Source organism: Microbacterium sp. p3-SID336, assembly GCF_025143365.1.
Taxonomy (GTDB): Bacteria; Actinomycetota; Actinomycetes; order Actinomycetales; family Microbacteriaceae; genus Microbacterium.
Genome location: NZ_JALXPE010000052.1, coordinates 1 through 25,966, shown reverse-complemented (window position 1 = coordinate 25,966; position 25,966 = coordinate 1). Strand labels below are relative to the sequence as shown.

Here is a 25,966-nt window from a genome sequence, read left to right as displayed (position 1 = left end):
GCGGCGATCGCGCCGGCGGGCCGACCGGTGCCCGCGCGCGGCGCTGCCCCGGTGCACAGTCAGCACGTCCGGCCCGCTCTTCAGGCGCGGGCTCAACGACGGTCAGCGCCCGTCGAGCGCCCGCCGGTGCACCGCGGCCATCGCGCCGTCGGCTCGGACCGATGCACCGGCGGTCCTTACCCCGTTGCACCGGCTCAGACCCGTGCACTGGCAACCCTGGCAGCACGCCCAGTTCGCGCTCCACGCGGACCCCTGCCGCGCGGTCAGCGCCCGTCGAGCACCCGCCGATACACGTCGATCATCGCGGCCGTCCGCGAGGACTGACGGAAGGCCTCGGCCACGGCGGGCACCGGCTCGGGCGCCGTACCGGCGGCGATGTCGGCGGCCGCGCGCCGCAGGGTCTCCGCGAGCGCGGCCGTGCGCTGCGCTTCCCTCTCGCGCGGAGCGGCATCCGGAGCAGCCTCCGGCACGGCCCACAGCCCGCCCTCCAGCTCGGCCGCGATGTCGGGGTCGCACACGACGGACGGCGTGCCGAGGGTCGCCGCCTCGAACGGGGTCATGCCCTGCGTCTCGAAGCCGATCGAGGTCTGCACGAGCGCGTCGGCCGCGGCGATCCGCGCGAGCGTCTCGGCGTAGGTGAGGCGCCCGGCGAAGTGCACGCCCTCCCGCCCGGCGACGATCCGCTCCGCGGCCGGACGCTGTGCGCCCCCGCCGATGACCTCCAGGTCGGCGTCGACCCCCGAGGCGACGAAGGCCTCGAGGAACGGCAGCAGCCGCTTCTCCGGACTCATGCGGCCCAGCCAGACGAAGCGCGGGCGGCCAGGCTCGCGCACGGGGGGCGCCGCGGCCAGGGTGCGCTCGCGCGCGTCGTCGTCGATGCCGTTCCAGATCACGTCGACGTGCGGGAACACCCCGTTCTGCTCCAGTCGACGCGCGAAGTGTCCGGACGGGGCGGTCACGGCGGAAGCGCCCGCGGCGAGTCCGCGCAGGTACGACCATCCGTCGCTCCCGCCCACCGGCACCCCGATGCCCCGCAGGGCGCGCCGTCGCCAGAGGTTGAGGGCCGCGAGCACCGGACGGTGCAACGGCGTGACCGCGGCGAGCCCGACATCCACCCTGTTGTGCATCGTGTGCACCACGGGCAGGCCGTGCCTCGCGGCGTAGCGGTGGCCGATGAAGGCCCCCCAGAAGTCGGCCTGCACGTGCACCAGGTCGACCGGCGGACGGCGGGTCATGGCGCGGTCGAGGGCTCGGTCGGTGGCGCGACCGGGCCAGCTCATCGCGTATTCGCGGTCGGGAGTGATCGGCATCGAGGGCAGGTCGACCTCGGAGCCGGGGAGCGCGGCCCCCTCGGTCGGGCGCACCGCATGCATCCTCGGCGCCACCACGGTGACGGTGTGCCCCGCCCGTTCGAGGAACGCGCGCTGCAACCGCATCGACACCTGAGCCCCGCCGAGCGAGTCGAGGTGCTGATCGCCGAAGAAGACGATGTGCATGCGGGTCTACTCCGGCAGCGGCTCGTCGCGGTACAGCGCCTCGAACGTGTCCAGCGTGCGGTTGATGTCGTGGATGGCGACCCCGTCGAGCGACGCACGCTGCATCCGCTCGTACTCGCCCGGAGAGGCGGTGAGCACGTCGGTGAGGCGCGCGGCGAGCTCGTCGACGTTGCCCGGCTCGAACAGGTGCCCGTTCTCCCCGTCGTGCACGAGGTGCGGCAGCGCGACCGCGTCGGCCGCGACGATGGGCAGTGCCGACGCCATGGCCTCCATGGTGGCGATGGACTGCAGCTCGGCGATCGACGCGATCACGAAGAGGCTGGCCCGCGACAGCAGCGCCCGCAGCTCCTCGTCGGTGGTGCGGCCGTGGAACGTGACGCGGTCGGCGAGCCCGAGCTGCGCGGTGAGGTTCTCCAGCTGCTTGCGCTGGTCGCCGCCTCCGACGATGTCGAACGTGGTGTGCAGCGCAGGGTCGAGCTTCGTCATGGCCTTGAGGATGACCTCGACCTGCTTCTCCGCGGTGAGCCGCCCGACGAAGACCAGCCGGTTCTCGGTGCGCGGCGCGATGACCGGCGTGTACTGCGAGCGGTCGATGCCGCAGCTGACGGGGATCACGCCCTGCACCTCGACGGTCCGCTCGAGGAAGTCGGCGGCGCGGCGCGTGGGGGTGGTGATGGCCCTGGTCAGGTCGAACGTGCGCTTCGCGTCCGCCCATGCGAACTTGAGCACGAGGTCGTCGACGAACTTCGGCATGGTCGTGTGGTCGAGGATGTTCTCGGCCATGACGTGGTTGGTGGCGATGACGGGGATGCCGCGCTGCGTCGCGATGCGCGCGAGCCCGCGGCCGATCACGATGTGCGACTGGATGTGGACGACGTCCGGCTGCACGCGGTCGAGCACCTTGCGCGCGTAGTGCTTAGAGCGCCAGGGCCACACGAAGCGCAGCCAGTCGTGGGGCGCCCAGCGGACGGAGGGCAGGCGGTGCAGCGTCATCGGCTCGCCCTCGATGACCTCGGTGCGCGCGGCGGCACGACGGTAGGCCTGGTTCGGTGCGACGACGTGCACGTCGTGTCCGCGCTGCACGAGGCCGGCGGCGAGGCGCTCGGCGAAGCGCGCGGCACCGTTGATGTCGGGGGCGAACGTGTCGCAGCCGATCAGGATCTTCAGCGGACGGGGTGCTGCTGCGGCGGCGTCGCGCGACGCATCGATCGGGTCGTCGGAGGGGGTCACAGACATGCTGCCTTACGATGGGGCGGCCAAGGGAAAGCCCTGGTCGGGCGCACGCAACTCTACCCGAGGCCCCTGGCCGCACCGCCGCGGCATACCGGCTTCCCTCAGCCTGAGCCGTTACCGTGGGGCCATGCGACTGAGTGCCGACGCCGACCCGCAGCTGTGGATCCCCGTGACGGACTCGCTGGGCTGGCGGGGGCGCCGGCACCGCAAGGCCGCGATCCGGATGCTGCTCGGTCAGGTGAACGCGGCGGTGGGCGCGACCGAGCGCCCCGGCTCCCGGTTCGGGGCGTGGGCGATGAGCCAGGCGGCTCCGATGCTGATGAAGAAGGCGGACGGGCGCGTGCTGGTGTGGACGTGGAAGGCCGAGCCGGAGCTCGTGGTGGCGATGGCGACCGCGCAGGTGCTGACGCCGGACGTGCGCATCGCCCGGGCTTCCATGCCGATGGAGTACGACGACACCACGTCCTTCCCGACACGGCTGGGCGTGGGCGAGAAGCTGGTCGTGGCGATGCCGCCCTCCCCCGCGACGCCGCCGTTCACGACGTACACGTGGGACACCGGCACGCACCTGGTCACGCTCACCGCGGTGTGCAGCGACCGCGAGCGCTTCGGCACCCTCTCCGGCGCCCTCGACGACCTGGCCCGCAGTCTGCGCATCGCCGACGACCTCACGGGTGGGGAATCCCCCGAGGTGCTGCGCCTCCCCCCGGCCTGACGTCGCTCGGAGGTGACCCGGGTCGATCCGGATCCGGGCTCCGTGCAGCCGACGGAGTCGGAGCTATGCCCCGCTGCCGAAGGCCACGGTCGTGTTCAGCGCGTATCCCACGTCGTTCCGAACGGTGACACCGAAGTCAGCGAACCAGAGCTCGTACCGGACCTCCCGGTACTCATTCGGGGCGAGCACGGGCCCGTCTCCCGAATCGGGGATGCCGTCACGGTCCCAATCCAGATCGATGTACGTCTGCATCGGCGAGGACGTCTCATTCTGGAGGTGCACGGTGAGAACAGGGTTCGTCCCGTTCTCGATGGCACTCGTGGTCCACGCCCGCAGACCGACGGGTGCGCAATCGAGCACCACACGTTCCTGCAGAAGGACGGCGTCGGCCGTCATCACCCGGAACCGGTATGCCCCATTCGCCATCAGCCCGTACCCCAGCGTCTGAGTCTCGCCGGGGTTCACGATCGGTCCGTCGCCGGCGTCCCAGACGCCGTCGTCGTCGAGGTCGACGTCGACGAAGGTCTGCAGCGCGGAAGTGCCGCTGTTGGTGATGTACAGCGTCAGGCGATCAGGCCCACCGCACGTCGTCGCGATGTACGCCGACGCTGCGGGGGCCGCACTGGCCGCGGCAAGCGGAACGGTCGTCGTCGCCGCGATCACCGGCAGACTCCATGCCGCTGCCTTCACGACACCTCGGCGGCTGATACCCGTGGGCTCGTCAGACGTCATTGCTCCCCATCCCCAGATCGCAGTGGCTCGCCGATCGCGAACGGATCACCGCTCACCGGATCCTATCGGAGGCGAAGACCCACCAGAGGCACAGAGTGGCCGGCCCCGGGGCCGGGCCCGGACGCCGGCCCGAGTGCGATCACGGCAGCCTGCGCCCCGCGCCCCACGCCTGCGCCCGCGCCTCAGCGCACGATGCGGAGCGTCCGCACCTCGAACGGACGGAGCCGCAGCTCGCCGCCCTCGCGCGCCTCGTCGAGGTCGTCCTCGATCAGGCTCACCTCGCGCACCTCGCGATGCGCGAACCCGACCGACAGCTCGCCCGCGGCCCGGCGTCCGAGGGCCTCGTACACCCGCACGATCACGTCGCCCGAGCCGTCGTCGGCGAGCTTGACCGCCGACACGACGATGCCCTCACCGGTCACGGCGACCAGCGGCTCCACCTCGCGCGCGCCGCGCACCACGGTCGGCAGCGCGTTGAGACGGATGCCCTCGGCGGTCGCGGTCGCCGCATCCGCGCCGATCACGAAGCCGACCTCGATCTGGTGGTGGCCGTGGTCGGTGTCGGGGTCGGGGAACCGGGGAGCCCGCAGCAGCGAGAGCCGCACGGTGGTGGTGACCGCGTCGCCGTCGACGTCGCGCGTGGTGTCGTAGCCGTAGATCGAGTCGTTCACGAGCGCCGCACCGAAGTCCTGCTCCCGCACCAGCACGAAGCGGTGCATCGAGGTCTCGAACTTCGCGGCCTCCCAGCTCGTGTTGGTGTGGGTGACGCGCGCCTGGTAGCCGAACTGCGTCTCGGCCTCGGTGTGCGCCGCCTGGATGTCGAGCGGGAAGGCGAGCTTGAGCAGCTTCTCGGTCTCGTGCCAGTCGACGTCGTTGCGCAGGTGCACCGTGCGCGACTCCGGCGCGAGGATGATCGTCTGCGTGATGCTCGACTCGGAGAACGGCCGCACGACGACGATCTGGGCGACGCCGTTGATGACGGTCGCCTCGATCGACGAGACCGCCGTGAGGTCCTCGACGCTGTTGCGGTAGTACCGGTCGATGTCCCAGGCGTCCCACATGTTCGGGAAGTCCTGGTGCAGCTGGAACAGGTTCGCGGCCCTGCCGGCGGCGACCGCCTCCCGCCCTGACGCCTTGTCGACCGCGGAGACGATCAGCCCCTCCCCCGACACGAGCACCGAGACGAGGTCGTTCTCCAGCCGCCAGCCGCCGTCCTCCTGGGTCAGAGACACCGGCGCAGCCGTGCTCTCCCCGACGAACGCCGCCCCGAGCGCACGGCCGCCGCCGACCGAGGTCGGCACGAAGCGCAGGGCGCGGTCGCCCTCTCCGGCGAGCGACCGCCGCGCGGCATCCGCGATGTCCTGCGCGTCCGAGAGCACGTCGGACAGCACGGCGACCGCCTCCCGGTGCACCCAGGCGATGGACGTGCCGGGCAGGATGTCGTGGAACTCGTGCAGCAGCACGGTCTGCCACAGCCGGTCGAACTCGGCCTGCGGGTATGCGGCCCCGGTGCGCACGGCGTCGGTGGCCGCCCACAGCTCGGCCTCGACCAGCGCGTGCTCGGCCCAGCGGTGCAGCGCCTTCGTGGCGTGCTGGCTGGTGAGGGTGCCGCGGTGCAGCTCCAGGTACAGCTCCCCCACCCACACGGCGGGGTGCGGCAGCTCGGCCCGCGCCTGCGCGAAGAAGTCGTCCGGGTGCTCCCACACCACCTGCGCGCTGCCCTCGAGGTCGCGCAGCCGCTCGGCCTTGCCCGTCATCTCCCGGGTCGTGCCGCCGCCGCCGTCGCCCCAGCCGACCGGTGCGATCGACCGCGACGTGACCCGGTTCTCCTTGAACTGCCGGGAGGCCTTCGCGACCTCCATGCCGCTCAGCTGCGAGTTGTAGGTGTCCATGGACGGGAAGTGCGTGAACACCTGCGAGCCGTCGATGCCCTCCCACAGGAAGGTGTGGTGCGGGAACACGTTCTGCTGGTTCCACGAGATCTTCTGCGTGAAGAACCACTCGAAGCCCGCGCGGCGCATGAGCTGCGGGAGGGCGGGCGAGTAGCCGAAGCTGTCGGGCAGCCACACGCCCTTCGAGCGGATGCCGAACTCGCGCTCGAAGAAGCGCTGGCCGTGGGAGAACTGCCGCACGAGCGACTCGCCCGTCGGCATCACGGTGTCGGACTCGACCCACATGCCGCCCAGCGGGAGGAAGCGCCCTGCGGCGACCGCGGCCTTCACCCGCTCCCACACCTCCGGCCGGTGCTCCTGGAGCCACGCGTACTGCTGCGCGCTGGACATGCCGTACTGGAAGTCGGGCTGCTCCTCGATGAGGGTGGTCATGGAGGACGTGGTGCGCGCCACCTTGCGGATCGTCTCCCGCACGGGCCACAGCCACGCGGAGTCGATGTGGGCGTGCCCGACCGCGGAGATGCGGTGCGCGCTGGCCTCGGCGGGCGCGGCGAGCACGTCGGCCAGGCGGGCCCGGGCGTCGGCGGCCGTGTCGACGATGCGCTGCAGATCGAGCACGTCGAGGGCGTCGTCCATCGCCTGCAGGATGCGCATGCGCCGCGGCGACGTCGCGGGAAGCTCGGCCTGCAGCTCGAACAGCACCTCGAGGTCGAGCGACAGGTCGAACACCTCCGGCTCGAACACCGCGAGGTCCAGGCGGCGCAGTCGGTACAGGGGCTCCTTCGAGGAGGTGAGGATGTCGCCCTCCTGCGTCGGCAGGAAGGGGTGGTAGTCGAGCAGCACCGGGTTGGACGCGCCCTCCAGGTAGAGCTCGACGGGCTCGTCGCCCGCGGCGGTCTCGGCGATCGGCACCCACTGGTTGCGCGGGTTGATGCTCTTGATCGGCGTGCCATCGGGGCGGTACGCCAGGGCCTCGCACTGGAAGCCCGTCATGTTCACGTCGAAGCCGAGGTCGATCAGCGCCTCGACACGGCGGCCCGCCCACTCCGCGGGCACGCGGCCCGTGAGCCTGAACCAGGTCGTGCCCCACGCAGGGCCCCACAGCTCGCCGACCGCGCCGGGTGCTAAGTCGAGCGCCAGACCCTCGGCCGGCGGGATCGGCTCGCCCGGCAGCTCGTGCAGCTCGACCGTGAGCGGGACGGCGCCGGAGTGGATCGCGGGGCGGATGCGCTCGTCCAGGACCCGCTTGACGCGGCCGACGGTGAGCGAGGTGTCGTCATGCATGGTGGGAGTCTCCGGGCTCGACGGTGAGGGTTGCTGTTGATGCTATCGGATTTACTAAAGCGATCTAGTGATGCGAGTCTACGGGACCCCGCGCGCGCTTCCGGGAGGCTAAACCGATCAAGTAGGGTGATGCCATGGCCTCGGGGAAGCGCGTGACGATCGCGGACATCGCACGCCTGGCCGGCGTCTCCCCCGGCGCCGTCTCCTTCGCGCTCAACGGGCGCCCCGGCGTGAGCGAGGAGACCAGGCAGCGCATCCTCGCGATCATCGAGGAGCACCACTGGCAGCCGAGCTCCGCGGCACGCGCGCTGGTCGGCGCGCGCGCCAACGCAGTCGGCTTCGCGCTCGCCCGCCCCGCGCGATCCCTCGGGTCGGAGGCGTTCTTCACCGACCTGATCGCGGGCATCGAGTCGCGGCTCTCCGTCAGCAAGGTCGGCCTGCAGCTGCGCCTGGTCGCCGACATCGAGGAGGAGATGGAGGTGCACCGGCAGTGGCGCTCCTCCAACCAGGTCGACGGCATCATCCTGATCGACCCCCGCGACGACGACCCGCGCGGTGACCGCATCGCCGCCCTCGACGCCCGCGCCGTGATGATCGGCTCGAAGCCGTCTCCCGAGGGTGCGGTGCCCAGCGTCTGGATCGGGGACGACACCGTCGCGGAGACCCTCTTCTCCTACCTCGCCGCCCTCGGCCACACCCGCATCGCCTACGTCGCCGGTCCCGCCGAGCTGGAGCACACGCGTCTGCGCGCCGAGGTCTTGGAGCGCATGGCCGCCGACGGCATCGCGAGCGAGGTGATCACGACCGACTTCTCCCCGGCACGCGCCTCCGCCGTGACGCGCGCGCAGCTCTCCGGCCGGCTCCGACCGACGGCGATCGTGTACGACAACGACGTGATGGCCGTCGCCGGGCTGCGCGTCGCGCAGGAGATGGGCAGAGCGGTGCCGCGGGACGTCTCGCTCGCCTCGTTCGACGACTCGGTGATCGCCGGGCTCATCAACCCGTCGATCACGGCGATGACCCGCGACACGTTCGAGCTCGGCGAGCAGGCGGCGACGCTGCTGCTGCAGCAGATCGAGGCCGGCACGACCCTGCCGAGCGTCGAGGGCCCGACCCCCACGCTCACCGCGCGCGAGAGCACGGCGCCCCCGCAGCACTGAGGCTCCGGGCAGCCGAAGCGACGGGGTCCGGTCCCCCGACACGGCCGTGTCGAACCCGGGCCCGACACGGCCCTCGGTGAAGCAGCAGTGTCCCGTCAGGCGTCGACGACGGTGTTGACGGAGCCGTAGCGGCCGACGCCGGAGGCCGACAGATCGGGACGGATGAGACGACGGATACCGCGCGCCTCCAGGGCCGCAGGATCGAGGGCGGTGCGCGAGGTCACGAAGGCGGGATCGTCCCCCGCAGCGCACGCGTCGACCCAGGCCTGGAACACAGCCCCGCCCGGGCTGAGCGCCGCGCGGCTCACGGGCGTCTCGTGCTCGTCGACCTCCACCACGATCGCAGTCGAGCGGTCCGGGGGCGCGACGCGAGCGCGCAGCTCCGGGATCAGCTCGGCGAAGCGGCGTCCGAGAGGCTTCGCGGCACCGGTCTGATCGATCAGGCCGAGCGAGTACTCCAGCTCGGGGAAGTCGCCCAGCTCGCGGCTCACGTCGTGCGAGCACCACCAGGTGACGCCCCACAGGTTCGCGGTCCGCGCCGAGGAGCGCAGGGTGGCCTCCAGGAAGCCGGGCATCTCCGCCTCGTCGAGGCAGTTCGCCGGCGCGCCCACCTCCTGCAGCCAGACGATGCGCTCGGGATCGGTCGCGAATGCCCGGGAGAGCTCGATGAGGTACTCGGCGTGCCGGTCGGAGGCGACCGAACGCCCGCCGTACCGCTGCGCCGTGCCGTTGAAGATCCAGGAGTGGATCGTGGTCATGGCGCCGAGACGGGAGGCGTGCGCCGGGGTGAAGCCGTGGTCGTCCATGTACCAGACGGCGTCGTACTCGCTGTGCACGTGCGGCAGGTCGGGCGCCGCTTCGTGTGCGGCGGCGAGCAGCGCCTCGATCCAGCCGCCCGCCTCGTCGACCGTGACCGGCCAGGGCGAGGGGTGCGTATGCGCGGAGAACTGGTTCGTCTCGTTGCCGAGCGTCAGCCCGAGGAAGTTCGGGGCGTCCCGGAGCGCTCCGGCGAGCCGCTGCACGAGCGTGACCTGCCCGTCGAGCGCCTTCGGGTCGGTGAACATGTTGCGGTCGTGCCAGGTGGAGAGCCAGGCGGGGACGAAGTCGAAGCTCGACAGATGCCCCTGGATCACGTCGACGCTCGCGTCCAGCTCGAACTCGGCGGCGATGTCGACCATGGCCCGCACGTCATCCAGCGCCTTGGTGCGGATGAGCGTGCGGTTGGGCTGCAGCACCGTCCACAGCGGGAACACCCGGACGTGGTCGAGACCGAGCTCGGCGAGGGCGCCGAAGTCGCGGCGCACGTCGTCCGGGGTGAAGTCGAGCCAGGAGTGCATCCAGTCCTTCGACGGCGTGTAGTTCGCCCCGAATCTCAGGGGAGCGTCGAGAGCGCCACGCTGCGTCATGTGTTCGCACCTTTCGGATGAAGCCCTCTCCCGAGGACATGTCGGACTACTATAACGCTTGAGCAACAAGCTGCATACCAGCCTCCCGGGAGTTCGACGGAGGCCCGACACGGCCGTCTTGACAGCGGACGTCGAGGATGGTTTCATCTGCTAAAGCGCTGTAGTCCGGACGGCCGGACCGCGCGCCGAATCGCCCGCCTCGAGGAAGAAGCACGATGAAAGTTCCCGCACGCATTGTCGCTCTGGCAACATTCACGATCGGCGCCCTGGCGCTCGCGAGCTGCACGGGAGGCGGCGCGACCTCGGCCGACTCCGGTCCCATCGACACCTCCGGCGACCTGAGCGGAGAGATCCAGTTCCAGACCTGGTCGCTGAAGAACGAGAAGTTCACCCCGTACTTCGAGGACCTGATCGCCGCGTTCGAGAAGGAGCACCCCGACGTGAAGGTCGAGTGGCTCGACCAGCCGGGCGACGGCTACCAGGAGAAGATCCTCAGCCAGGCCAACGCCGACACCCTCCCCGACGTGCTGAACCTCCCGCCGGACATCGCCTACCCGCTGGTCGCCGCCGGCAAGCTCGTCGACCTCGACACCGCCGACCCCGACCTGAAGTCGGCGTACAACACCGGCGCCTGGGAGGCGTACAGCCAGTACCCCGGCGTCGAGGGCACCTACGGCCTGCCGTGGTACCTGTCGAGCGACGCCTCATGGTGGAACCTCGCCCAGCTCGCGCCCTACGGCGTGACCGAGCAGAACCTGCCCACCACAGTCGACGAGCTGCTCACCCTCGCCACCGACGTGGCCACCGAGTCCGGCGGCAAGGTGCAGCTGCTCTCCTCGATCCCCGCGCTCGACACCTTCACCGCCGCCGGCATGGAGGTCATCAACGACGAGGGCGAGTTCGACTTCAACACCGACGAGGCCGCCGCGATCATCCAGAAGTACGCCGACGCCTACGCGGCGGGCGCGATGCCGGCCGAGGCGCTGACCGGCGACTACGGCGGCAACGCGGAGGCCTACATCCAGGAGAAGGTCGCCTTCACCACCGGCGGCACCGGCTTCACGACCGACCTGCAGAAGGATGCGCCGACCCTGCTGGCGAACACCGTCGCCACGCCGCGCCTCGGGGTCGCGCCGCTCTACGTGCAGGGCCTGAACGTCTCCGCCGACTCCGACAACAAGGAGGCCGCGCTGGCGTTCGCCGAGTTCGCGACCAACGAGGAGAACCAGATCGCGTTCTCGTCGCTCGCGGTCGGCACGGCTCCCGGCACCGCGGAGGGCGGCGACAAGGTCGTCGAGAACATCGCCTCCTCGGTCACCGACGAGAAGCAGCTCGCCGCGATCGACACCGTCTTCGGCGCGATGAAGGACGCCAAGGCGCTGCCGTTCCAGTGGACCTCCGACATGGCCACGTACATGACGCAGCAGATCGCGCTGGCAGTCAACGGCGAGGCCGACCCGAAGGCCCAGCTCGACAAGATCGTCGAGTACGCCAACGCGAACCGCGTGGACCAGTGAGCACGCGCGCGGACACCGGCACCCCGAGCCGGAGGAAGACGATGAGATCGCATCGGTGGTTCACACCGTGGCTGCTCCTCGCCCCCGCCGTGATCTGGGTGCTGGTGTTCGCGCTCTGGCCGTTCCTCAACACGGTCTTCCTGAGCTTCACGAACGCGCGCCCGCTGCGCACACCGGAGTTCGTCGGCGGCGCGAACTACGAGCGCATGTTCGGCGACGAGATGTTCTGGAACGCGCTGACCACCTGCCTCATCTACGTGGTCGTGTGCGTGCCGCTGCTCACGATCCTCCCGCTGCTGCTCGCCCTGCTCGTGCAGAAGAAGCTGCCCGGCATCTCGTTCTTCCGCACCACGTTCTACTTCCCGGTGATCGCCTCGGTCGTGGTCGTCGCCCTCATCTGGACGTGGCTGTTCGACAGCCGCGGCATCATCAACCAGACCCTCGAGTTCCTCGGTGTGATCGACAAGCCGATGGCGTTCCTCGTCGACCGCTGGCTGCTGCTCGGCTGCGCGATCCTGCTCACGGTCTGGAAGGGCCTCGGCTACTACATGGTCGTGTACCTCGCCGCGCTCGGGAACGTCGGCAAGGAGCTGCACGAGGCGGCGATGCTCGACGGCGCCGGCTCCTTCCGCCGCTTCCTCTCCGTGACGATCCCCTCCGTGCGCGGAGCCATGCTCCTCATCGCGGTACTGATCGCCGTATCGGCCATGAGGGTGTTCGCCGAGCTCGACGTGCTGTCCAAGAGCACGGGCGGTCCCGGCGGCTACGACATGTCGCTCGTGATGCTGATCCGCCAGGTCGGCTCTGGGCTGAACGGCAACATCGGCTACGCGTCCGCGATCAGCGTGGCCCTCTTCCTCCTCACGCTCGTGCCGCTCGCGGCCATCGCGTTCATGAACCGCGAGAAGAAGGCGAAGGTCTCGGCATGACCACGCTCACCCCGCCGCGCGCCGACAGCGAGCAGCCCGCCGCGCCGACGCCCCGTACCCGCGAGCGCATCTTCCGCCGCCGCGGCTCCGGCGACTTCAGCAAGCCCACCCTCGGCGGCCTGATCGGGCGGTACGCGCTGCTGCTGCTGGTGCTGTTCCTCGTGATCGGTCCGTTCGTCTGGCAGCTGTCGACCTCGTTCAAGGGCCCGACGGAGAACATCTATTCCTTCCCGCCCGAGCTGATCCCGCGGGATCCGACGCTCAAGAACTACGCCACCGTCGCCGACATCGTCCCGGTGTACCTGTACGCCTGGCACTCGCTGCTCGTGTCGATCGGCACGGTCATCAGCAACGTGGTGCTGTCGACCTTCGCCGGCTACGCCCTGGGCTGCATGCGGTTCCGCGGCAAGTGGATCGTGATGGGGATCCTGCTGTCGACGCTGCTGTTCCCCGGCGAGGTCACCGTGACGAGCAACTTCCTCACGATCCGCGCGCTCGGCCTCGCCGACACCCTGTGGGGCGTGTTCCTGCCGGGAGCCATCAGCGCCATGAACGTGCTGCTGATCGCGACGGCCTGCCGGATGATCCCCGCCGACGTGCTCGACGCCGCGACGGTGGACGGCGCGAGCACCTGGCAGCGCATCCGCCACATCGTGTGGCCCAACATCCGCGGCATGGTGTCGGTCGTCGCGATCTTCGCGTTCATCGGCGCATGGGACGACTACCTGTGGCCGCTGATCGTGCTCTCCGACCCGGCCAAGTACACGCTCACCGTCGGCATGGCGTACCTGAACAGCAGCTTCTCGGTGGACCCGCGCCTGATCGCGGCGGGCACCATGATCGCACTGGTGCCGATCGTCATCATGTTCTCCTTCACGCAGCGGTTCTTCTTCAAGGGCGTGCAGGAGGGTGCGCTGAAGGGGTGAGCCTGCGCCTGACACCGGCCGCCGGTCCGGCGGATCCGCCGTCGTCGCGTCCGCACGCGGGGGTGCTCAGCGGCCCGGTCTTCGCCTTCGCGTTCGACCCCTCGCACGGGGAGCAGCGCGTCGACGTCCCCGGTCTCGCCGAGGTGCTGCTGACGCCCGACACGGTCGTGCATTGGGCGTTCTACGCGGACGGGCCGGACGCGACGCTCGCCCCACACGCGGCACTCGCGGTGACGGTGGACGTGCGCCTCGACGACGGCCGTCGGCTGAGCGAGGTCGAGGCCGTGCGGGACCGGTACGACTTTCCGCTCGCGGCCGACGCGCAGTTCGACGCCCGCTGGAGCATGCCGGAGCAGTGGAACGCCGACACCGTCTCCCTGGCGCCGCTGGCGGATGCGGGGCGACGCGGCACCGTCGAGCTCGTCCTGGGCACGTGCTCCCTCGCTGACGACCCGCTTCTGCCTGCCCACGCGTCCGGCTTCGTGCAGGTTCTCGTCGAGGAGCGGGCCCCGGCCGGACAGGACCTCCCGCCCGTGGAGCGCGTGGACACCCGCCGCGGCACGCACTCGGGCCCGCGCTTCTCCCGCGGCAACACGATCCCGGCCGTCGCCGTGCCGCACGGCTTCACCTTCGTCACACCGGCCACCGACGCCTCCGACGCCCGCTGGCCGTACCGCCCGTTCGTGCACGACGATCCGCAGGGCCGTCGCCTGGAGGCGCTGCAGTTCTCGCATCAGCCGAGCCCATGGATCGGCGACCGCTCGGTGCTGCAGGTCATGCCGTTCCTCGGTGTGCCGCACTCCGCCCGTGCCGCCCGACGCCGCTGGATCGTCCCGGGCAGCGAGCGCGCCCGCCCGCACGAGTACGCCGCCGAGCTCGGGGACGGGCTGCGGGTCGCGATGACCGCCACCTCGCACGCGGCGGCGTTCGTCGTGACGTCAGAGGACCCCGCGGCGGCGGTCGGGTTCGTGCTCGATCAGCTGACCGACGAGGGCCGGCTCCGGTGGACCGCGGACGGCGGCTTCGAGGGCTGGATCCCCGAGGGTCCCGAGGACTGGGGCAACGCCCCGCGCTGCTACTTCGCCGGGGTCGTGCACCGCGGGAAGGACCACGAGGCCGAAGCCGCCGCCGGAGAGGACCACGGCATCACCGCGACCGGATCGGGCGAGGGAAGCACCGGAGCCGCGGCCAGCGCGGAGGACCGAGGCACACGCCCCATCGGAGCCGGGCACGGATCGGCGGATCCCCGCACGCGAGCGGACGGAGATTCGACCACCGCCGGTGCGAAAGAGCACGGAAGGCTCGACGACGACGGGCGCGGGCGCGTCGCGGGGTACGTGCGGGGGCAGGGCTCCGTCGAGATCCGCATCGCGGTGTCGTTCCTGTCGATCGCGCAGGCCCGGCGCAGTCTCGCCCAGGAGGCGCCGCCCTCCCTCTCGTTCGAAGAACTCCGCACCGAGGGAGCCACCGCGTGGAACCGGCTGCTCGGCCGCGTGACGATCCCGCCGCTGCCCGCCGTCGAGCAGTCGTTCCGCGCCCTCGCCGACGAGGAGCACCGCGCTCGGATCGCGGCTGCCCTGCACCGCATGCACCTGTACCCGAACACGGCCGCCGAGAAGACGGGCACCGCCGCCGCGCCGGCGTGGCGCTTCGCCGACGTCTTCGCTCCGCGCGAGCCCTTCGGGGAATCGCGCACGAGCGCACCGGCCGTCGAGGGCGAGCTCGTGGTGAACAACGGCTACTGGGACACCTATCGCACGGAGTGGCCCGCGCTCGCGCTGCTGGATCCCGCGCTCGCCGGGCGGCTGCTCGACGGGCAGCTGGCGCAGTATCGCCGCGGCGGCTGGATGGCCCGCTGGAGCGCCCCGGGCTACGTCGACAGCATGGTGGGCACGTCGAGCGACCAGATCTTCGCCGACGCCGCGCGCTGGGGTGTCCCGTTCGACCGACGGACCGCTTTCGAGAGCGGCTGGCGCAACGCGTGCGAGCCCGGCACGGACGCCCGGCGCGGCCGCAAGGGCATCGGGCGCGGACGCTTCACCGGGTACATCGCCTCGGACGTGCCGGAGGGCATGAGCTGGAGCATCGAGAACGCCGTGAGCGATGCCGCCCTCGGTCGCTTCGCAGACCAGCTCGCGTCGGACGCGGAGTCCACCGCACAGGCCGCGCGCTACGGCGCCTTCGCGCGCTACTTCGCGAACAGGGCGCGCTCGTATCGCACGCTCTTCGACGCCGACACCGGGTTCTTCCGCGGGCGCGACGCGACCGGCGCCTTCTCCCCCGGATTCGACCCGCGCACGTGGGGCGGCGACAACGTCGAGACGAACGCCTGGGGCATGTCTGTCGGGGCGGTGCACGACGGCACGGGGCTCGCGGCGCTGCACGGCGGACCCACCGGATTCGGCCGTCACCTGGACGCGCTGTTCGCCGAGCCGGAGACCGCGGACGAGCGCTTCGGCGGGGCGTACGGCACCGTCATCCACGAGCAGCGCGAGGCCAGGGCCCAGCGATCCGGCATGTGCGCGCTGTCCAACCAGCCTGCCCACCACATCCCGTTGATGTACGCGTTCAGCGACCGCCCCTGGCTCTCCGGCGAGCTCGTGCACGGCCTCGCCGGGCGCCTGTTCGCGGGCGCCCACATCGGCCAGGGCTTCCCGGGCGATGAGGACAACGGCGAGATGAGCGCCTGGTGGCTCTGGGCCGCGCTCGGGCTGTATCCGCTCGAACTCGCGGCGGGACACCTGCGGATCGGCTCGCCGCTGTTCGACGACATCCGCGTCGACCGGGGCGACGGGTCCTCCCTCCGCATCCGCGCGCACCGCACGGCGCCGGGGGCGCACGTGCTCCGGTCGGCGCTGCTCGACGGGGTGCCGCTGGCGACCGCCGACCTGCCCGTGGAGGCGCTGACCGGGCGCGCGGTGCTCGATCTCGTCTTCACCCGTGACCCCGCGGAGGCACTGGAGACCGGGGAAGCGTCCGGCTCCATCGAGCCCTGGCACCCGGACCTGACCTCCGGCGCCGGCGAGCCCCTCGCCTCGCCCGGCCTCGACCACGCGGAGCGGCTGTTCGACGACGGCGACCCGACCGGAGCGGACGGCGTGACCCTGCGGCCGGGCGAGTGGCTGGGCTGGAGCTTCCCGGCGGCGCGGAGCCTCACCGACGTGACGGTGACCGCGGTGACCGCGACCCCTGCCGACGCCTGGCACTGGGAGGTGCGCGAGCCGGACGGAAAGTGGCGGCGCGTGACACCGACCCATGCGGAGGCCCTGCTCCCCGACCGCACGACCCCGTTCACCCTCGCCGCACGCACCGTGACCTCGGCGATCCGCCTGTGCGCGGATGCCGAGGTCACGATCCGTCAGCTGGAGCTGTTCGACCTGGGCTGACTCACTTCGTCAGGAAGAACGTCACCTCGGTCGTGTTGCCCGCAGCGTCCGTGACCTGCATCGTGTTGGAGCCTCGTGCGGCGCCGAGGACGCCCGGCTTCACGACGTCCAGGTCGATCGCCGCGGCGTCTTCCAGGTCGGTCTGCACGCCGTTGAGCACGATCCGGTCGATCAGTCCCGCGTCCTCCAGCCGGAAGCTCACGCGCTTGTAGCCCCCGTCCTTCTCCTTCGTGTACTGCGCGCCGTCCTTGATGGTCACAGTGGGCGGGGTCGTGTCCGCGCCGGGGGCCCGATAGACCGTGGCCTCGCCCTTCAGCGCCTGGGTGATGCCGGAGAGATAGGCGGACTGGTCGGTCGCCGTGAGGTTGTAGGCGACGTAGACGCCGTACCCGTCGGCGACCGTGCGCTGAGCGAAGTCCGCAGCGGTCGCGGCGCTCGTGTTCGCGAGGTCGATCGCCGCGGCGCCGAGCCGCGAACGATCGTCCAGCCCCGGCACGGTCGGGGCGTCGTACGTGGGGTAGTACGGGTTCCAGGCATGGTCGAGCACGGCGGCGACGTCGAACAGCGTGAAGTCCGTGGTCGTGTACGACGGCCCGATCGCGTACAGCGTGATGAGCTTGTCCGGCCCGAGCCGCTCGCGGAGCGCGGTGACGAGCCACCCGAACGACTGCGCGTTCGGCTGCGGCGTGCCGTTCGCCCCGTACTCGGTCCATTCGTCGTCGAAGTCGATGCCGTCGAGCCCGTACCGCGTGACCGCGTCGGCGAGCTGTGCGGCGAAGGCGTCGGCCGCGGCGTACGAGGTGAAGTTCGCGAAGCCCGCTCCCTGATGGTTGCCGAGCACCGACAGCAGCACCTTGGTGCCCTGCGCCTGGAGCGGCTGGATCTGGTTCTCGGCGTCCTCCAGGGTCTCCGTGACCCGCTCGTTGAGGTGCAGGTACGCCTGCTGGCCGTCGTAGTTGATGTTGGCGGCGAAGATCATCGCCAGATCGACCGCGGGGCGGCCCGAGTCAGCCAGGGTGTAGTCGGCGACGTTTGCTAAATCGTTCGAGTTCACTTCCACGTAGACGGCCAGCTTGGGGTCGTCTGTTCCGGGCTCCGCGGCCGCGGGCGCGATTCCGGCGAGGGATGCCAGCCCGGCGGTGGCGAGCGCGGCGGTGGCCGCGAGGGCACGGCGGAAGCGGCGGGTTCTGGGTGATGACGGACTCATGGGGGATCGTCTCCTTCGGCGTCCTTGTCGATGGCGGGTCGCGTCGGAGCGACCCGCGGCCGACTATATCGCTTAAGTGCGACCTCGGGAAGGGGCCGCTGCGACCCCCTGGCACCCGTCGGGGATCCGCGGAATGCTGGTGGCATGCGCCCCCTCCGGATCCTCTGGCGGTACCCCGTCATCACCCTGACGATCGTCGTGTTCGCCGTGGTCGGCGTGCTGCACGGGATCGACCAGCAGCCCCTCGGACGGATCATCGCGACGGTGTACGTCGCCGGCGTCGTGGCCTGGACCCTGGTGGGGATGGTGCGCGACGTGCTGCGCGGCCACGTCGGGCTCGACATCCTCGCGGTCGTGGCGATGGTCGCGACGCTCGCGGTCGGCGAGTACATCGCGGCGCTCATCATCGTGCTGATGCTGTCGGGCGGTGAGGCCTTGGAGGACTTCGCGGGCCGCCGCGCCAAGCGCGACCTCTCCGCCCTGCTCGACCGGTCACCACGGGTCGCGCATGTGCTGCGGCACCCCGAGGACGCGGACACCGATGAGGCTGTCGAGGTGCCGGTGGACGAGGTCGCGGTGGGCGACGTGCTGCTGGTGCGCCCGGCGGAGATCGTCCCCGTGGACGGCGCGCTCCTGACCGACGAGGCCTCCTTCGACGAGTCCTCCCTGACCGGCGAGAGCCTGCCGGTGACCCGCCACTCCGGCGCGGAGGTGCTGTCGGGCGCGATCAACGGCAGTCGCGCGATCCGCCTCCGGGCGCTGCGCACGGGGGCCGACAGCCAGTATCAGCAGATCGTGGCGCTCGTCCACGAGGCCGAGTCCTCCCACGCACCCATCGTGCGGCTCGCGGACCGCTTCGCGATCCCGTTCACCGCGGTGTCGCTCGTCCTGGCCGGCACCGCGTGGGCGCTCTCCGGCGATGCGACCCGATTCGCCGAGGTGCTCGTGCTGGCGACCCCGTGCCCGCTGCTCATCGCCGCGCCCGTGGCGTTCCTCGGCGGTCTCTCGCGGGCGGCGAAGTCGGGCGTCATCATGAAGAGCGGTGCCGTGATCGAGCAGATCGCGCGGGTGCGCTCCGCCGCGTTCGACAAGACCGGCACGCTCACCCAGGGGCGGCCGGAGCTGGTGGACGTGCGACCGGCCGACGGCTTCGAGGCGGAGGAGATCCTGCAGCTGGCGGCGTCGGCGGAGCAGTACTCCTCGCACGTGCTCGCCGACGGGATCCGGCGCGCGGCGGAGGCCAGGGGCCTTGCGCTGTTCGGCGCCGAGGAGGCCAGCGAGACGGCGACGAACGGGGTCTCGGCGACGATCGGCGGGCGGCGGGTCGTGGTCGGCAAGCCGGCGTACATCGCCTCCCTCGCGCCCGACACCATCCGCGCCCCCCTCGGCGCGGGCGAGGCAGCCGCCTACATGGCGGTGGACGGACGGTTCGCGGGCGTCATCGTGCTCGCCGACGCGGCGCGCCCGGAGGCACCGGCCGTCGTGTCCTGGCTGCGACTGCACGAGGTGGACCGCCTCGCGATGCTCACGGGCGACGTGGAGACGACCGCCGAGTCGATCGGTCGGCAGGTCGGCATCGATGAGATCCATGCCGAGCTGCTGCCGCCCGAGAAGGTGCGCCTCGCCGCCGAGCTGCGGCCGCGTCCGGTGATGATGGTGGGCGACGGCGTGAACGACGCCCCCGTGCTGGCCGCCGCCGACATCGGCATCGCGATGGGTGCGAAGGGAGCGACCGCCGCCGGCGACGCCGCCGATGTCGTCATCCTGGTGGACTCGCTGGCCAAGGTCGTCGACGCGGTGGCGATCGGCCGGCACACGCGGCGCGTGGCGCTCACCGCGATCTGGATCGGCATCGGTCTGAGCGTGGGGCTCATGATCGTGGCCATGACCGGACTGATCCCGGCCGTGGTCGGCGCGCTGGTGCAGGAGCTCGTCGACCTGGCGACCATCCTCTACGCCCTCCGTGCCCTGAACGGCCCGCCCACCGGTCTGCGTCCCGCGGCCGACGGCTCACCCGCCGCGACGGCTCCCGCCGCAGTGACCGCGGCAGCCGGCCGCGACGACGCCTGACCTCGCGGCCCGCACCGACGGGGCCGCGCCCGCATCGACGAGGGCTGCGCCTGCAACCACGACCGTGCGGCCCGCACCGCTGACCTTTCGGCCTGCACGGATGAGCGTGTTCCGCGCCTGTCCACATCCCCTGGAGCCGTGGCCGGACCCCGCCGGAATACCGTGACACCGTGGATCCTCCGACTCACACTGGAGGCATGCACTTGAACGATCCACAGGTCTGGACGCTGCTCGGCATCTTCGCGGCGGCGATGCTCGGCGGCATGACGCTCATGACGACACAGCTCAGCCGCGTGATCCGCGCCGAGGTCGGCCGCATCGACGGGACCCTGTCCGCGCGTATCGAGGGCCTCGACGGCAAGCTCTCGACCCGCATGGACGGGCTCGACGTGCGCCTCGGCCGCATCGAGCGCAAGGTCGAGGACCTGGACAAGGAGCTCACGAATCTCGCGGCACGGTTCTGGCGCTCGCAGTGACGCCGCGGGCCGGACCGCCGCACGGAGAGCCCGGCCCGCGGAGGCGCAGGGTCACACCGTGACGTCGCCCACCAGGTTCACGCGGATGCCCATCCCGTCGAACATCGCGGCCTTCGCGATCAGAGCCTTGTCCGCGGTCTCGGCGTCGGGGGCGTAGACGAGCTGCGCGTGGTTGGCCTTGTGCCGAGCCATGAACTGATCGCGCGAGATGCCGTGCAGCACCACGTGCGCGATCGGCCACTCGGGGTTGGTCGCCTCCTTGCGCCGGACGGTCTCCTCGGCGGGCAGCTCCACGACCGAGGCGCGGAAGATGTCGGCCTGGAGGATGCCGTCCGCGATGAACACCCGGGACAGCACGACCTCGCCCGGCCGGGAGACGCCGTTGATCGTGGCTCCGCCCGCGGGGAAGAACACATGCCCCTGGCGCCAGCCCTCCGCGTGGTCCCAGCCACCGAGGTGTGAGGCCGGGACGGAGCCCGAGATCTCGTACACCCACACGAACTCGCCGTCGTACTCCTCGCCCCAGCGCACGTCGTGCAGGGTGTTGTCGGGCACGAGCCCCATCGCGCGCCAGACCCGGTCGGTCACGAGCGCGTCGACCGCGACGCCCTCGTCGGCCTCGTTGAAGTGGGGGAAGGCGCGGCCCTCGTGCAGCACGCGCGAGCCGTCGCGGGAGGTGACCGGCGGCCGCTCGGTGGAGTTCAGGATGCCTTCGGCGAGGTCCGACGCGGGCACCAGGTCCTTCAGGCCCTGCTGGTACTGGATGCCGACCGCGTCGAGCCCGAAGTCGTCGGCGATGCGCAGCGCGGCGATGTACATCTTGAGCTGCCACTGCACCTGCTCGCGCGTGAGCTCCGTGGCCGCGTCCTCGCCGAAGCGGAAGGTCATGCCCTTCTCGATCAGCCAGTCGAAGGCGGCGTCGGCCTCCTCCTCCGTCACGTTCAGCATCTCGGCGTAGAGGGCCGACTGCGACAGGCGCTCCTTGTAGATGCCGGTCCTGTTGAGCAGCTCGTCGTCGAAGATCGCGTTGTACATGCCCATGCAGCCTTCGTCGAAGACACCGATGATGGCCTTCTCCGCCAGGAGCTGCGCCGCGAGCGCCTCGCCGAGCTGCTTCTCGGGGCTGTCCGGCAGCGCGGGGAGCGGGCGCACGTGCGAGTCGTCGTGCGTGATCCGGCCCGTCTCTGTCCACTCGCGGATGCCCGCCGTGAACCAGTCGTCGGTGTAGTCGACCGACCAGGTGGTGGCGTACGGCTTGCCCATCTTGGTGAGCCCGGCGTTCAGGCCGAGCAGCCCGACGAGGCCCGGCCAGTCGCCAGCGAAGTTCGCGACCGTGAGGATGGGCCCCTCGTGGGTGCGCAGCCCGGCGAGCACGTGGTGCGAGTACTGCCAGTTGGCGATCGCGACGACGAGCGGCGCGTCGGTCGGGACGCGCGTGAAGACCTCCATGCCCATGCGCTGGCTCGAGATGAAGCCGTGCCCGGTCTCGGGGTCGACGCCGAACGGACGCACGACCTCCCACCCGAGGCCGTTGAGCACGCCGGTCACGCCGGCCTCCAGCTCGACCTGGGTCGGCCAGCCGGCGACGTTCGCCGACTCGCGCAGGTCGCCGGAGGTGATCAGGTAGGCGGTCTTCGGCGCCGCCTGGGGGCGCTCTGCGGGTGCGGGCAGGGTGTAGGTCGTCATGGTGTCTCCGTGGTCGGGGTGGTCGGGGCGGCGTCGCGCTGCGTGGCGGCGAGATCGTGGACGACGTCCTTCGTCCCCTCGTAGAGCCGCACGTAGCGATCGAACAGGGCGTCGTAGAACGGTCGCAGCGACTCGTCGGGGCGGATGGTCTCCGCGATGGGGTTCCAGTCGGTGATGGCCGGAGCCGCGTCCGTTTCGGCGGTCGCGGTGGCGGCGAGGAACGCGGCGCCGTAGCTCGCGCCGATGGTGGTGCGCGGCACCTCCTGCACGAGCCCGGTGACGTCGGACACCACCTGCAGCCACAGGCGCCCCTGCGTGCCTCCCCCGACCGCGACGATGCGGCGGATGTCCGCTCCGGCCGCCCGCATGGTCTCGACGTTGTGCCGCACGCCGAGCGCCGTGGCCTCCAGCGCCGCGCGGTACAGGTCGCCGCGGGTGTGCGCAAGGGTCAGGCCCGCCACGACGCCCCGGGCGTCCGGGTCCTGGATGGGGGTGCGCTCCCCCGCGAAGTAGGGCAGCACGAGCAGGCCGTGCGCTCCGGCGCCGGACGCCTCGGCCTCGGCGAGCAGCTCGGGGTAGTCCGCACCGGTGAGGTCCTTGAGCCACGCGGTGAGCGCGCCGGAGGTCGAGAGGCCGCCGGCGAGGTTCCTGGTGCCCGCGAATGCCCCGGCGGTGGTCCACATGGAGGGGGTGCGCAGGGTCTCGTCGCCCGTCGCCACGAGGAACATGGTGGTGCCGTACATGAGCATGAGGTCGCCGACCTCGTGGGCGCCCACGCTGACGGCCTCGGTCCACGCGTCGATGGTGCCGGCGATCACCGGGGCGCCGGCGGGGAGGCCGGTGAGGGCCGCGGCCTCGGCCGTGATCATGCCCGCGACGTCGCCCGCCCAGAGCAGGGTCGGCGCGTCGAGGGAGCCGGCGTACCGCTGCCACCAGGGCTCGTGCCATTGCTCGCGCTCGATGTCGTAGAGCGGGGAGGTCTGGCTGGCGGACTGGTGGTCGAGGACGTAGGCGCCGGTGAGCTTCCGGACGAGCCAGGAGGCGGGCATGTACAGACGCCGCGCGCGGGCCCAGGCCTCCGGTTCTTCGTCGGCGATCCAGGCGATCTTGGGCCCGCCGGCCTGCGAGGTGAGCGTGGAGCCGCCGACGCGCGTGATCTCCTCGATGCCGAGCTCGCCGATCATCCGCTCGATCTGCATCGTGGCACGCGTGTCGACGCCGTAGAGGATGGCGGGGCGCACGGGCTCGTCGTGCTCGTCGGCGAGGAGCACGCAGGGACCCATGCCGCTGACGCCCACGCCGACGACCTCGGCCCCGGCGACCTCGGCGAGCAGTTCGCGCGTGAGGGCGACGAATTCGTCCCACCACACGGCGCCGTCCATCTCCACCCAGCCGGTGCGCGGACGGCTCACCTCGTGCGCCCGCGCGGCGGTGGCGAGGATCGTCCCATCGGCGGCGACCAGCACGCCCTTGCTGCTGGATGTGCCGATGTCCACCCCGAGGGTGCAGCGCATGGGTCCTCCTTGACGGCGGGCGGTCCGACACCGCCCTCGTTCACTGTATGCGAAATCGATTTCACGGCGCAAGATGGGAGCGCTCCTCCCCGCCTGGAAGAACGTCCTCAGGCGCGGGCGGTGGCGGCCGGAAGCAGCTCGTTGCGCAGCACGACCGTGCGGGCGGGCTGGGTGTCGCCCTTGATCCGCTCCAGGAGCATGCGGGCGGCGGTCACCCCCATGTGCCGCGCGGGCAGCCGCACGACCGTGACGGCGCTGGGCGAGAGCGTGGTGAAGGGCAGGGAGCCGATCACCGCGACGCCGACCGCGGGCGGCGTGAGGCCGCGCTCGGTCAGCACCTGGAGGGCGCCGACGCCGATGAGGTTGTTGCCGGCGACTACCGCATCCGGCGGCTCCGGCAGCGTCAGCAGCTCTTCCATGGCCGCACGACCGCCGTCGACGCGGAACGTCGCGAACCGCTCCAGCTCGTCCAGGTCCAGGTCGGGCTGGGCCGCCGCGAGGGCCGAGCGCCACCCCGCGGCACGCTCGGCCGCGGTGTCGATGTGCTCGGGGCCGCCGATGTACGCGATGCGGCGGTGGCCCGCGGCGATCAGCGCCTGTGTGGCCGAGGTGCCCGCGGCACGGTTGGCCATGACCACCCCGTCGATGTCGTAGGTGGTGCTGCGGTCGACCGCGACCACGGGGCGGCCGGTGGCGAGGATCGCGCTGAGGTCGCTGTGCTCGTCGGCGGTCGCGATGATGACACCCGACATGTGCTCGGCGATGGCGATGCGGAGGTAGGTGGCCTCCTTCTCCTGCTGTGCGTCCGAGTTGCACAGCACCACGGAGTACCCGGCCTCGGACGCGACATCCTCGACCCCGCGGGCCATCTCGGTGAAGTAGGGATTCTCGATGTCCGGGATCACGAGCGCGATCACCTCGGAGCTCTGGCGGCGCAGGGTGCGTGCCGTGCGGTTGGGGGTGAAGCTGAGCTTCGCGGCGGCGTCGCGCACGGCTGCCACCTTCTCCTCCGAAACGCTCGTGCCGTTGAACACGCGCGAGACCGTCGCGGGAGAGACGCCCGCGAGCTCGGCGACGTCGTAGATCGTTGCCATGCACCCTCACTGCCTGTCCGGGGACCCCGGACGTGAAGCAACAGTACCGCGCGGTCCCGATCCCTGGTGCATCCGGATGAAATCGATTACATTGGCGCCCATGACCCCAGCTCCCTCCTCTCTCGCCAGCCTCGCAGCGCTGCGCGGCGTGCAGACCCGGTCCATCTCCCCGGAGAACTTCGACGGCTCCCCCGGCGGCGGTGCGCGAGCCACCGAGGGCACCGGCGCGGCGAGCGCCCGCGACCTCGGCCCCGGCTGGAAGATCTCCCCCAGCGTCGACATCAAGGCCGGGGAGACGTTCGAACTCGCCACCATCGACGGTCCGGGCAAGATCACCCACATCTGGATCACGACCCACACCGACAACTGGCGCACGCTCCTGCTCCGCGCGTACTGGGACGGCGCCGCGGAGCCGGCGGTCGAGGTGCCCTACGGTGACTTCTTCTGCAACGGCTGGGGCGTGTTCGCGCAGGTGAACTCGCAGACCATCGCGGCGAACCCGCACGGCGGCTTCAACTCCTATTGGCCGATGCCGTTCCGCAGCGGAGCGCGCCTCACGCTCGAGAACACGTCCGTGGTCGATGTGCGCGTGTACTACCAGGTGACGTACGAGGTGGGCGGGGATCATGCCGACGACGGCTACTTCCACGCGCAGTGGCGGCGCTCGAACCCGCTGGAGGATCGCACGCCGCATGTGCTCCTGGAGGGCATCGAGGGCCAGGGGCAGTACGTCGGCGCGTACATCGCCTGGGGCGTCAACTCGAACGGCTGGTGGGGGGAGGGCGAGATCAAGTTCTACCTCGACGACGACACCGACCACCCCACGATCTGCGGCACCGGCACCGAGGACTACTTCGGCGGCGCGTGGAACTTCGACGTCCCCGGGCAGGGGTACACCGCCTTCTCCACGCCCTACCTCGGCATGCCTCAGGTGATCCGCCCTGATGGCCTGTACGTCTCGCAGCAGCGCTTCGGCATGTACCGCTGGCACCTGCTCGACCCGATCCACTTCGCCTCCGGCATCCCCAAGGTCGACATCCAGGCACTGGGCTGGCGCAGCGGGTGGCGCTACCTGCCGCTGCGCGACGACATCGCCTCCACCGCGATGTTCTACCTGGACCGGCCGACCGCGCGCCGACCGCGCACGCCGAGCGCCGACGACCTGGAGGTGCACCTGGGCAGCGCGCCCGTGCCCGACATCGGCGCCTCCCCCTCGCGCCCACCGCAGGAGTAGGGGGCCGGC

General features: G+C 71.3%; 18 protein-coding genes. 9 read left to right on the top strand and 9 right to left on the bottom strand.

The features are described 5' to 3' along the window. Positions 1-263: 263 nt before the first annotated feature. Together M3C17_RS14635 and M3C17_RS14630 are read right to left on the bottom strand one after the other, a co-directional pair. Positions 264-1,496, bottom strand: coding sequence for a glycosyltransferase (locus M3C17_RS14635; RefSeq protein ID WP_259978652.1), 1,233 nt, complete (start codon positions 1,494-1,496; stop codon positions 264-266). A 6-nt stretch (positions 1,497-1,502) separates the two neighbouring features. Then, positions 1,503-2,732, bottom strand: a complete 1,230-nt coding sequence (locus tag M3C17_RS14630) for a glycosyltransferase (protein WP_259978651.1) — start codon at positions 2,730-2,732, stop codon at positions 1,503-1,505. A 124-nt stretch (positions 2,733-2,856) separates the two neighbouring features. Here M3C17_RS14630 and M3C17_RS14625 point away from each other — a divergent pair, with 124 nt between their 5' ends. Continuing rightward, on the top strand, positions 2,857-3,444 hold the full coding sequence (locus M3C17_RS14625) for a hypothetical protein (protein ID WP_259978650.1): 588 nt from the start codon (positions 2,857-2,859) through the stop codon (positions 3,442-3,444). Between the two features lie 63 nt (positions 3,445-3,507). Here M3C17_RS14625 and M3C17_RS14620 read toward each other — a convergent pair whose 3' ends face one another. Together M3C17_RS14620 and M3C17_RS14615 are read right to left on the bottom strand one after the other, a co-directional pair. Next, positions 3,508-4,176 (bottom strand): hypothetical protein, encoded by a 669-nt coding sequence (locus tag M3C17_RS14620; protein ID WP_259978649.1) that lies wholly within the window; start codon positions 4,174-4,176, stop codon positions 3,508-3,510. Positions 4,177-4,358: 182 nt separating this feature from the next. Continuing rightward, entirely contained in the window at positions 4,359-7,352 is a 2,994-nt protein-coding gene (locus M3C17_RS14615; RefSeq protein WP_259978648.1) for a glycoside hydrolase family 38 C-terminal domain-containing protein, read from the bottom strand. 134 nt (positions 7,353-7,486) lie between these two features. Here M3C17_RS14615 and M3C17_RS14610 point away from each other — a divergent pair, with 134 nt between their 5' ends. Next, positions 7,487-8,512: a LacI family DNA-binding transcriptional regulator gene (locus M3C17_RS14610; protein WP_259978647.1), complete on the top strand. Its 1,026-nt coding sequence runs from the start codon at positions 7,487-7,489 to the stop codon at positions 8,510-8,512. A gap of 95 nt (positions 8,513-8,607) precedes the next feature. Here M3C17_RS14610 and M3C17_RS14605 read toward each other — a convergent pair whose 3' ends face one another. Beyond that, positions 8,608-9,918 carry a glycosyl hydrolase gene (locus M3C17_RS14605; RefSeq protein ID WP_259978646.1) on the bottom strand — a complete coding sequence of 437 codons (1,311 nt, stop codon included), beginning with the start codon at positions 9,916-9,918 and terminating at the stop codon, positions 8,608-8,610. A gap of 215 nt (positions 9,919-10,133) precedes the next feature. Between M3C17_RS14605 and M3C17_RS14600 the strand changes: the two genes are divergently transcribed. From M3C17_RS14600 to M3C17_RS14585, 4 genes are read left to right on the top strand one after another with little or no spacing between them, the layout of a single operon-like run. Continuing rightward, positions 10,134-11,435, top strand: coding sequence for an ABC transporter substrate-binding protein (locus M3C17_RS14600; RefSeq protein WP_259978645.1), 1,302 nt, complete (start codon positions 10,134-10,136; stop codon positions 11,433-11,435). 41 nt (positions 11,436-11,476) lie between these two features. Further along, positions 11,477-12,364, top strand: a complete 888-nt coding sequence (locus M3C17_RS14595) for a carbohydrate ABC transporter permease (RefSeq protein WP_259978644.1) — start codon at positions 11,477-11,479, stop codon at positions 12,362-12,364. Next, on the top strand, positions 12,361-13,290 hold the full coding sequence (locus tag M3C17_RS14590; RefSeq protein WP_259978643.1) for a carbohydrate ABC transporter permease: 930 nt from the start codon (positions 12,361-12,363) through the stop codon (positions 13,288-13,290). The genes M3C17_RS14595 and M3C17_RS14590 overlap by 4 nt, the downstream gene beginning before the upstream one ends. Further along, positions 13,287-16,676 carry a GH92 family glycosyl hydrolase gene (locus tag M3C17_RS14585; protein WP_259978642.1) on the top strand — a complete coding sequence of 1,130 codons (3,390 nt, stop codon included), beginning with the start codon at positions 13,287-13,289 and terminating at the stop codon, positions 16,674-16,676. Before M3C17_RS14590 ends, M3C17_RS14585 begins: the two co-directional genes overlap by 4 nt. 1 nt (position 16,677) lies before the next feature. On the opposite strand, the gene M3C17_RS14580 is transcribed toward M3C17_RS14585, so the two are convergent. Next, positions 16,678-17,883, bottom strand: a complete 1,206-nt coding sequence (locus M3C17_RS14580) for an endo-beta-N-acetylglucosaminidase H (protein ID WP_259978641.1) — start codon at positions 17,881-17,883, stop codon at positions 16,678-16,680. A gap of 144 nt (positions 17,884-18,027) precedes the next feature. Between M3C17_RS14580 and M3C17_RS14575 the strand changes: the two genes are divergently transcribed. Together M3C17_RS14575 and M3C17_RS14570 are read left to right on the top strand one after the other, a co-directional pair. Beyond that, positions 18,028-19,953 (top strand): heavy metal translocating P-type ATPase, encoded by a 1,926-nt coding sequence (locus M3C17_RS14575; protein WP_259978640.1) that lies wholly within the window; start codon positions 18,028-18,030, stop codon positions 19,951-19,953. 197 nt (positions 19,954-20,150) lie between these two features. Continuing rightward, on the top strand, positions 20,151-20,429 hold the full coding sequence (locus M3C17_RS14570; protein ID WP_259978639.1) for a hypothetical protein: 279 nt from the start codon (positions 20,151-20,153) through the stop codon (positions 20,427-20,429). 51 nt (positions 20,430-20,480) lie between these two features. On the opposite strand, the gene M3C17_RS14565 is transcribed toward M3C17_RS14570, so the two are convergent. The 3 genes from M3C17_RS14565 to M3C17_RS14555 form a co-directional block, all read right to left on the bottom strand. Continuing rightward, positions 20,481-22,115: a fucose isomerase gene (locus M3C17_RS14565; RefSeq protein ID WP_259978638.1), complete on the bottom strand. Its 1,635-nt coding sequence runs from the start codon at positions 22,113-22,115 to the stop codon at positions 20,481-20,483. Next, positions 22,112-23,629, bottom strand: coding sequence for an FGGY-family carbohydrate kinase (locus tag M3C17_RS14560; RefSeq protein WP_259978637.1), 1,518 nt, complete (start codon positions 23,627-23,629; stop codon positions 22,112-22,114). The genes M3C17_RS14565 and M3C17_RS14560 overlap by 4 nt, the downstream gene beginning before the upstream one ends. A gap of 107 nt (positions 23,630-23,736) precedes the next feature. Continuing rightward, a complete protein-coding gene (locus M3C17_RS14555; protein WP_259978636.1) occupies positions 23,737-24,723 on the bottom strand; it encodes a LacI family DNA-binding transcriptional regulator in 987 nt (328 codons plus the stop codon). 100 nt (positions 24,724-24,823) lie between these two features. Between M3C17_RS14555 and M3C17_RS14550 the strand changes: the two genes are divergently transcribed. Then, positions 24,824-25,957 (top strand): glycoside hydrolase family 172 protein, encoded by a 1,134-nt coding sequence (locus M3C17_RS14550; RefSeq protein ID WP_259978635.1) that lies wholly within the window; start codon positions 24,824-24,826, stop codon positions 25,955-25,957. Positions 25,958-25,966: the final 9 nt, after the last annotated feature.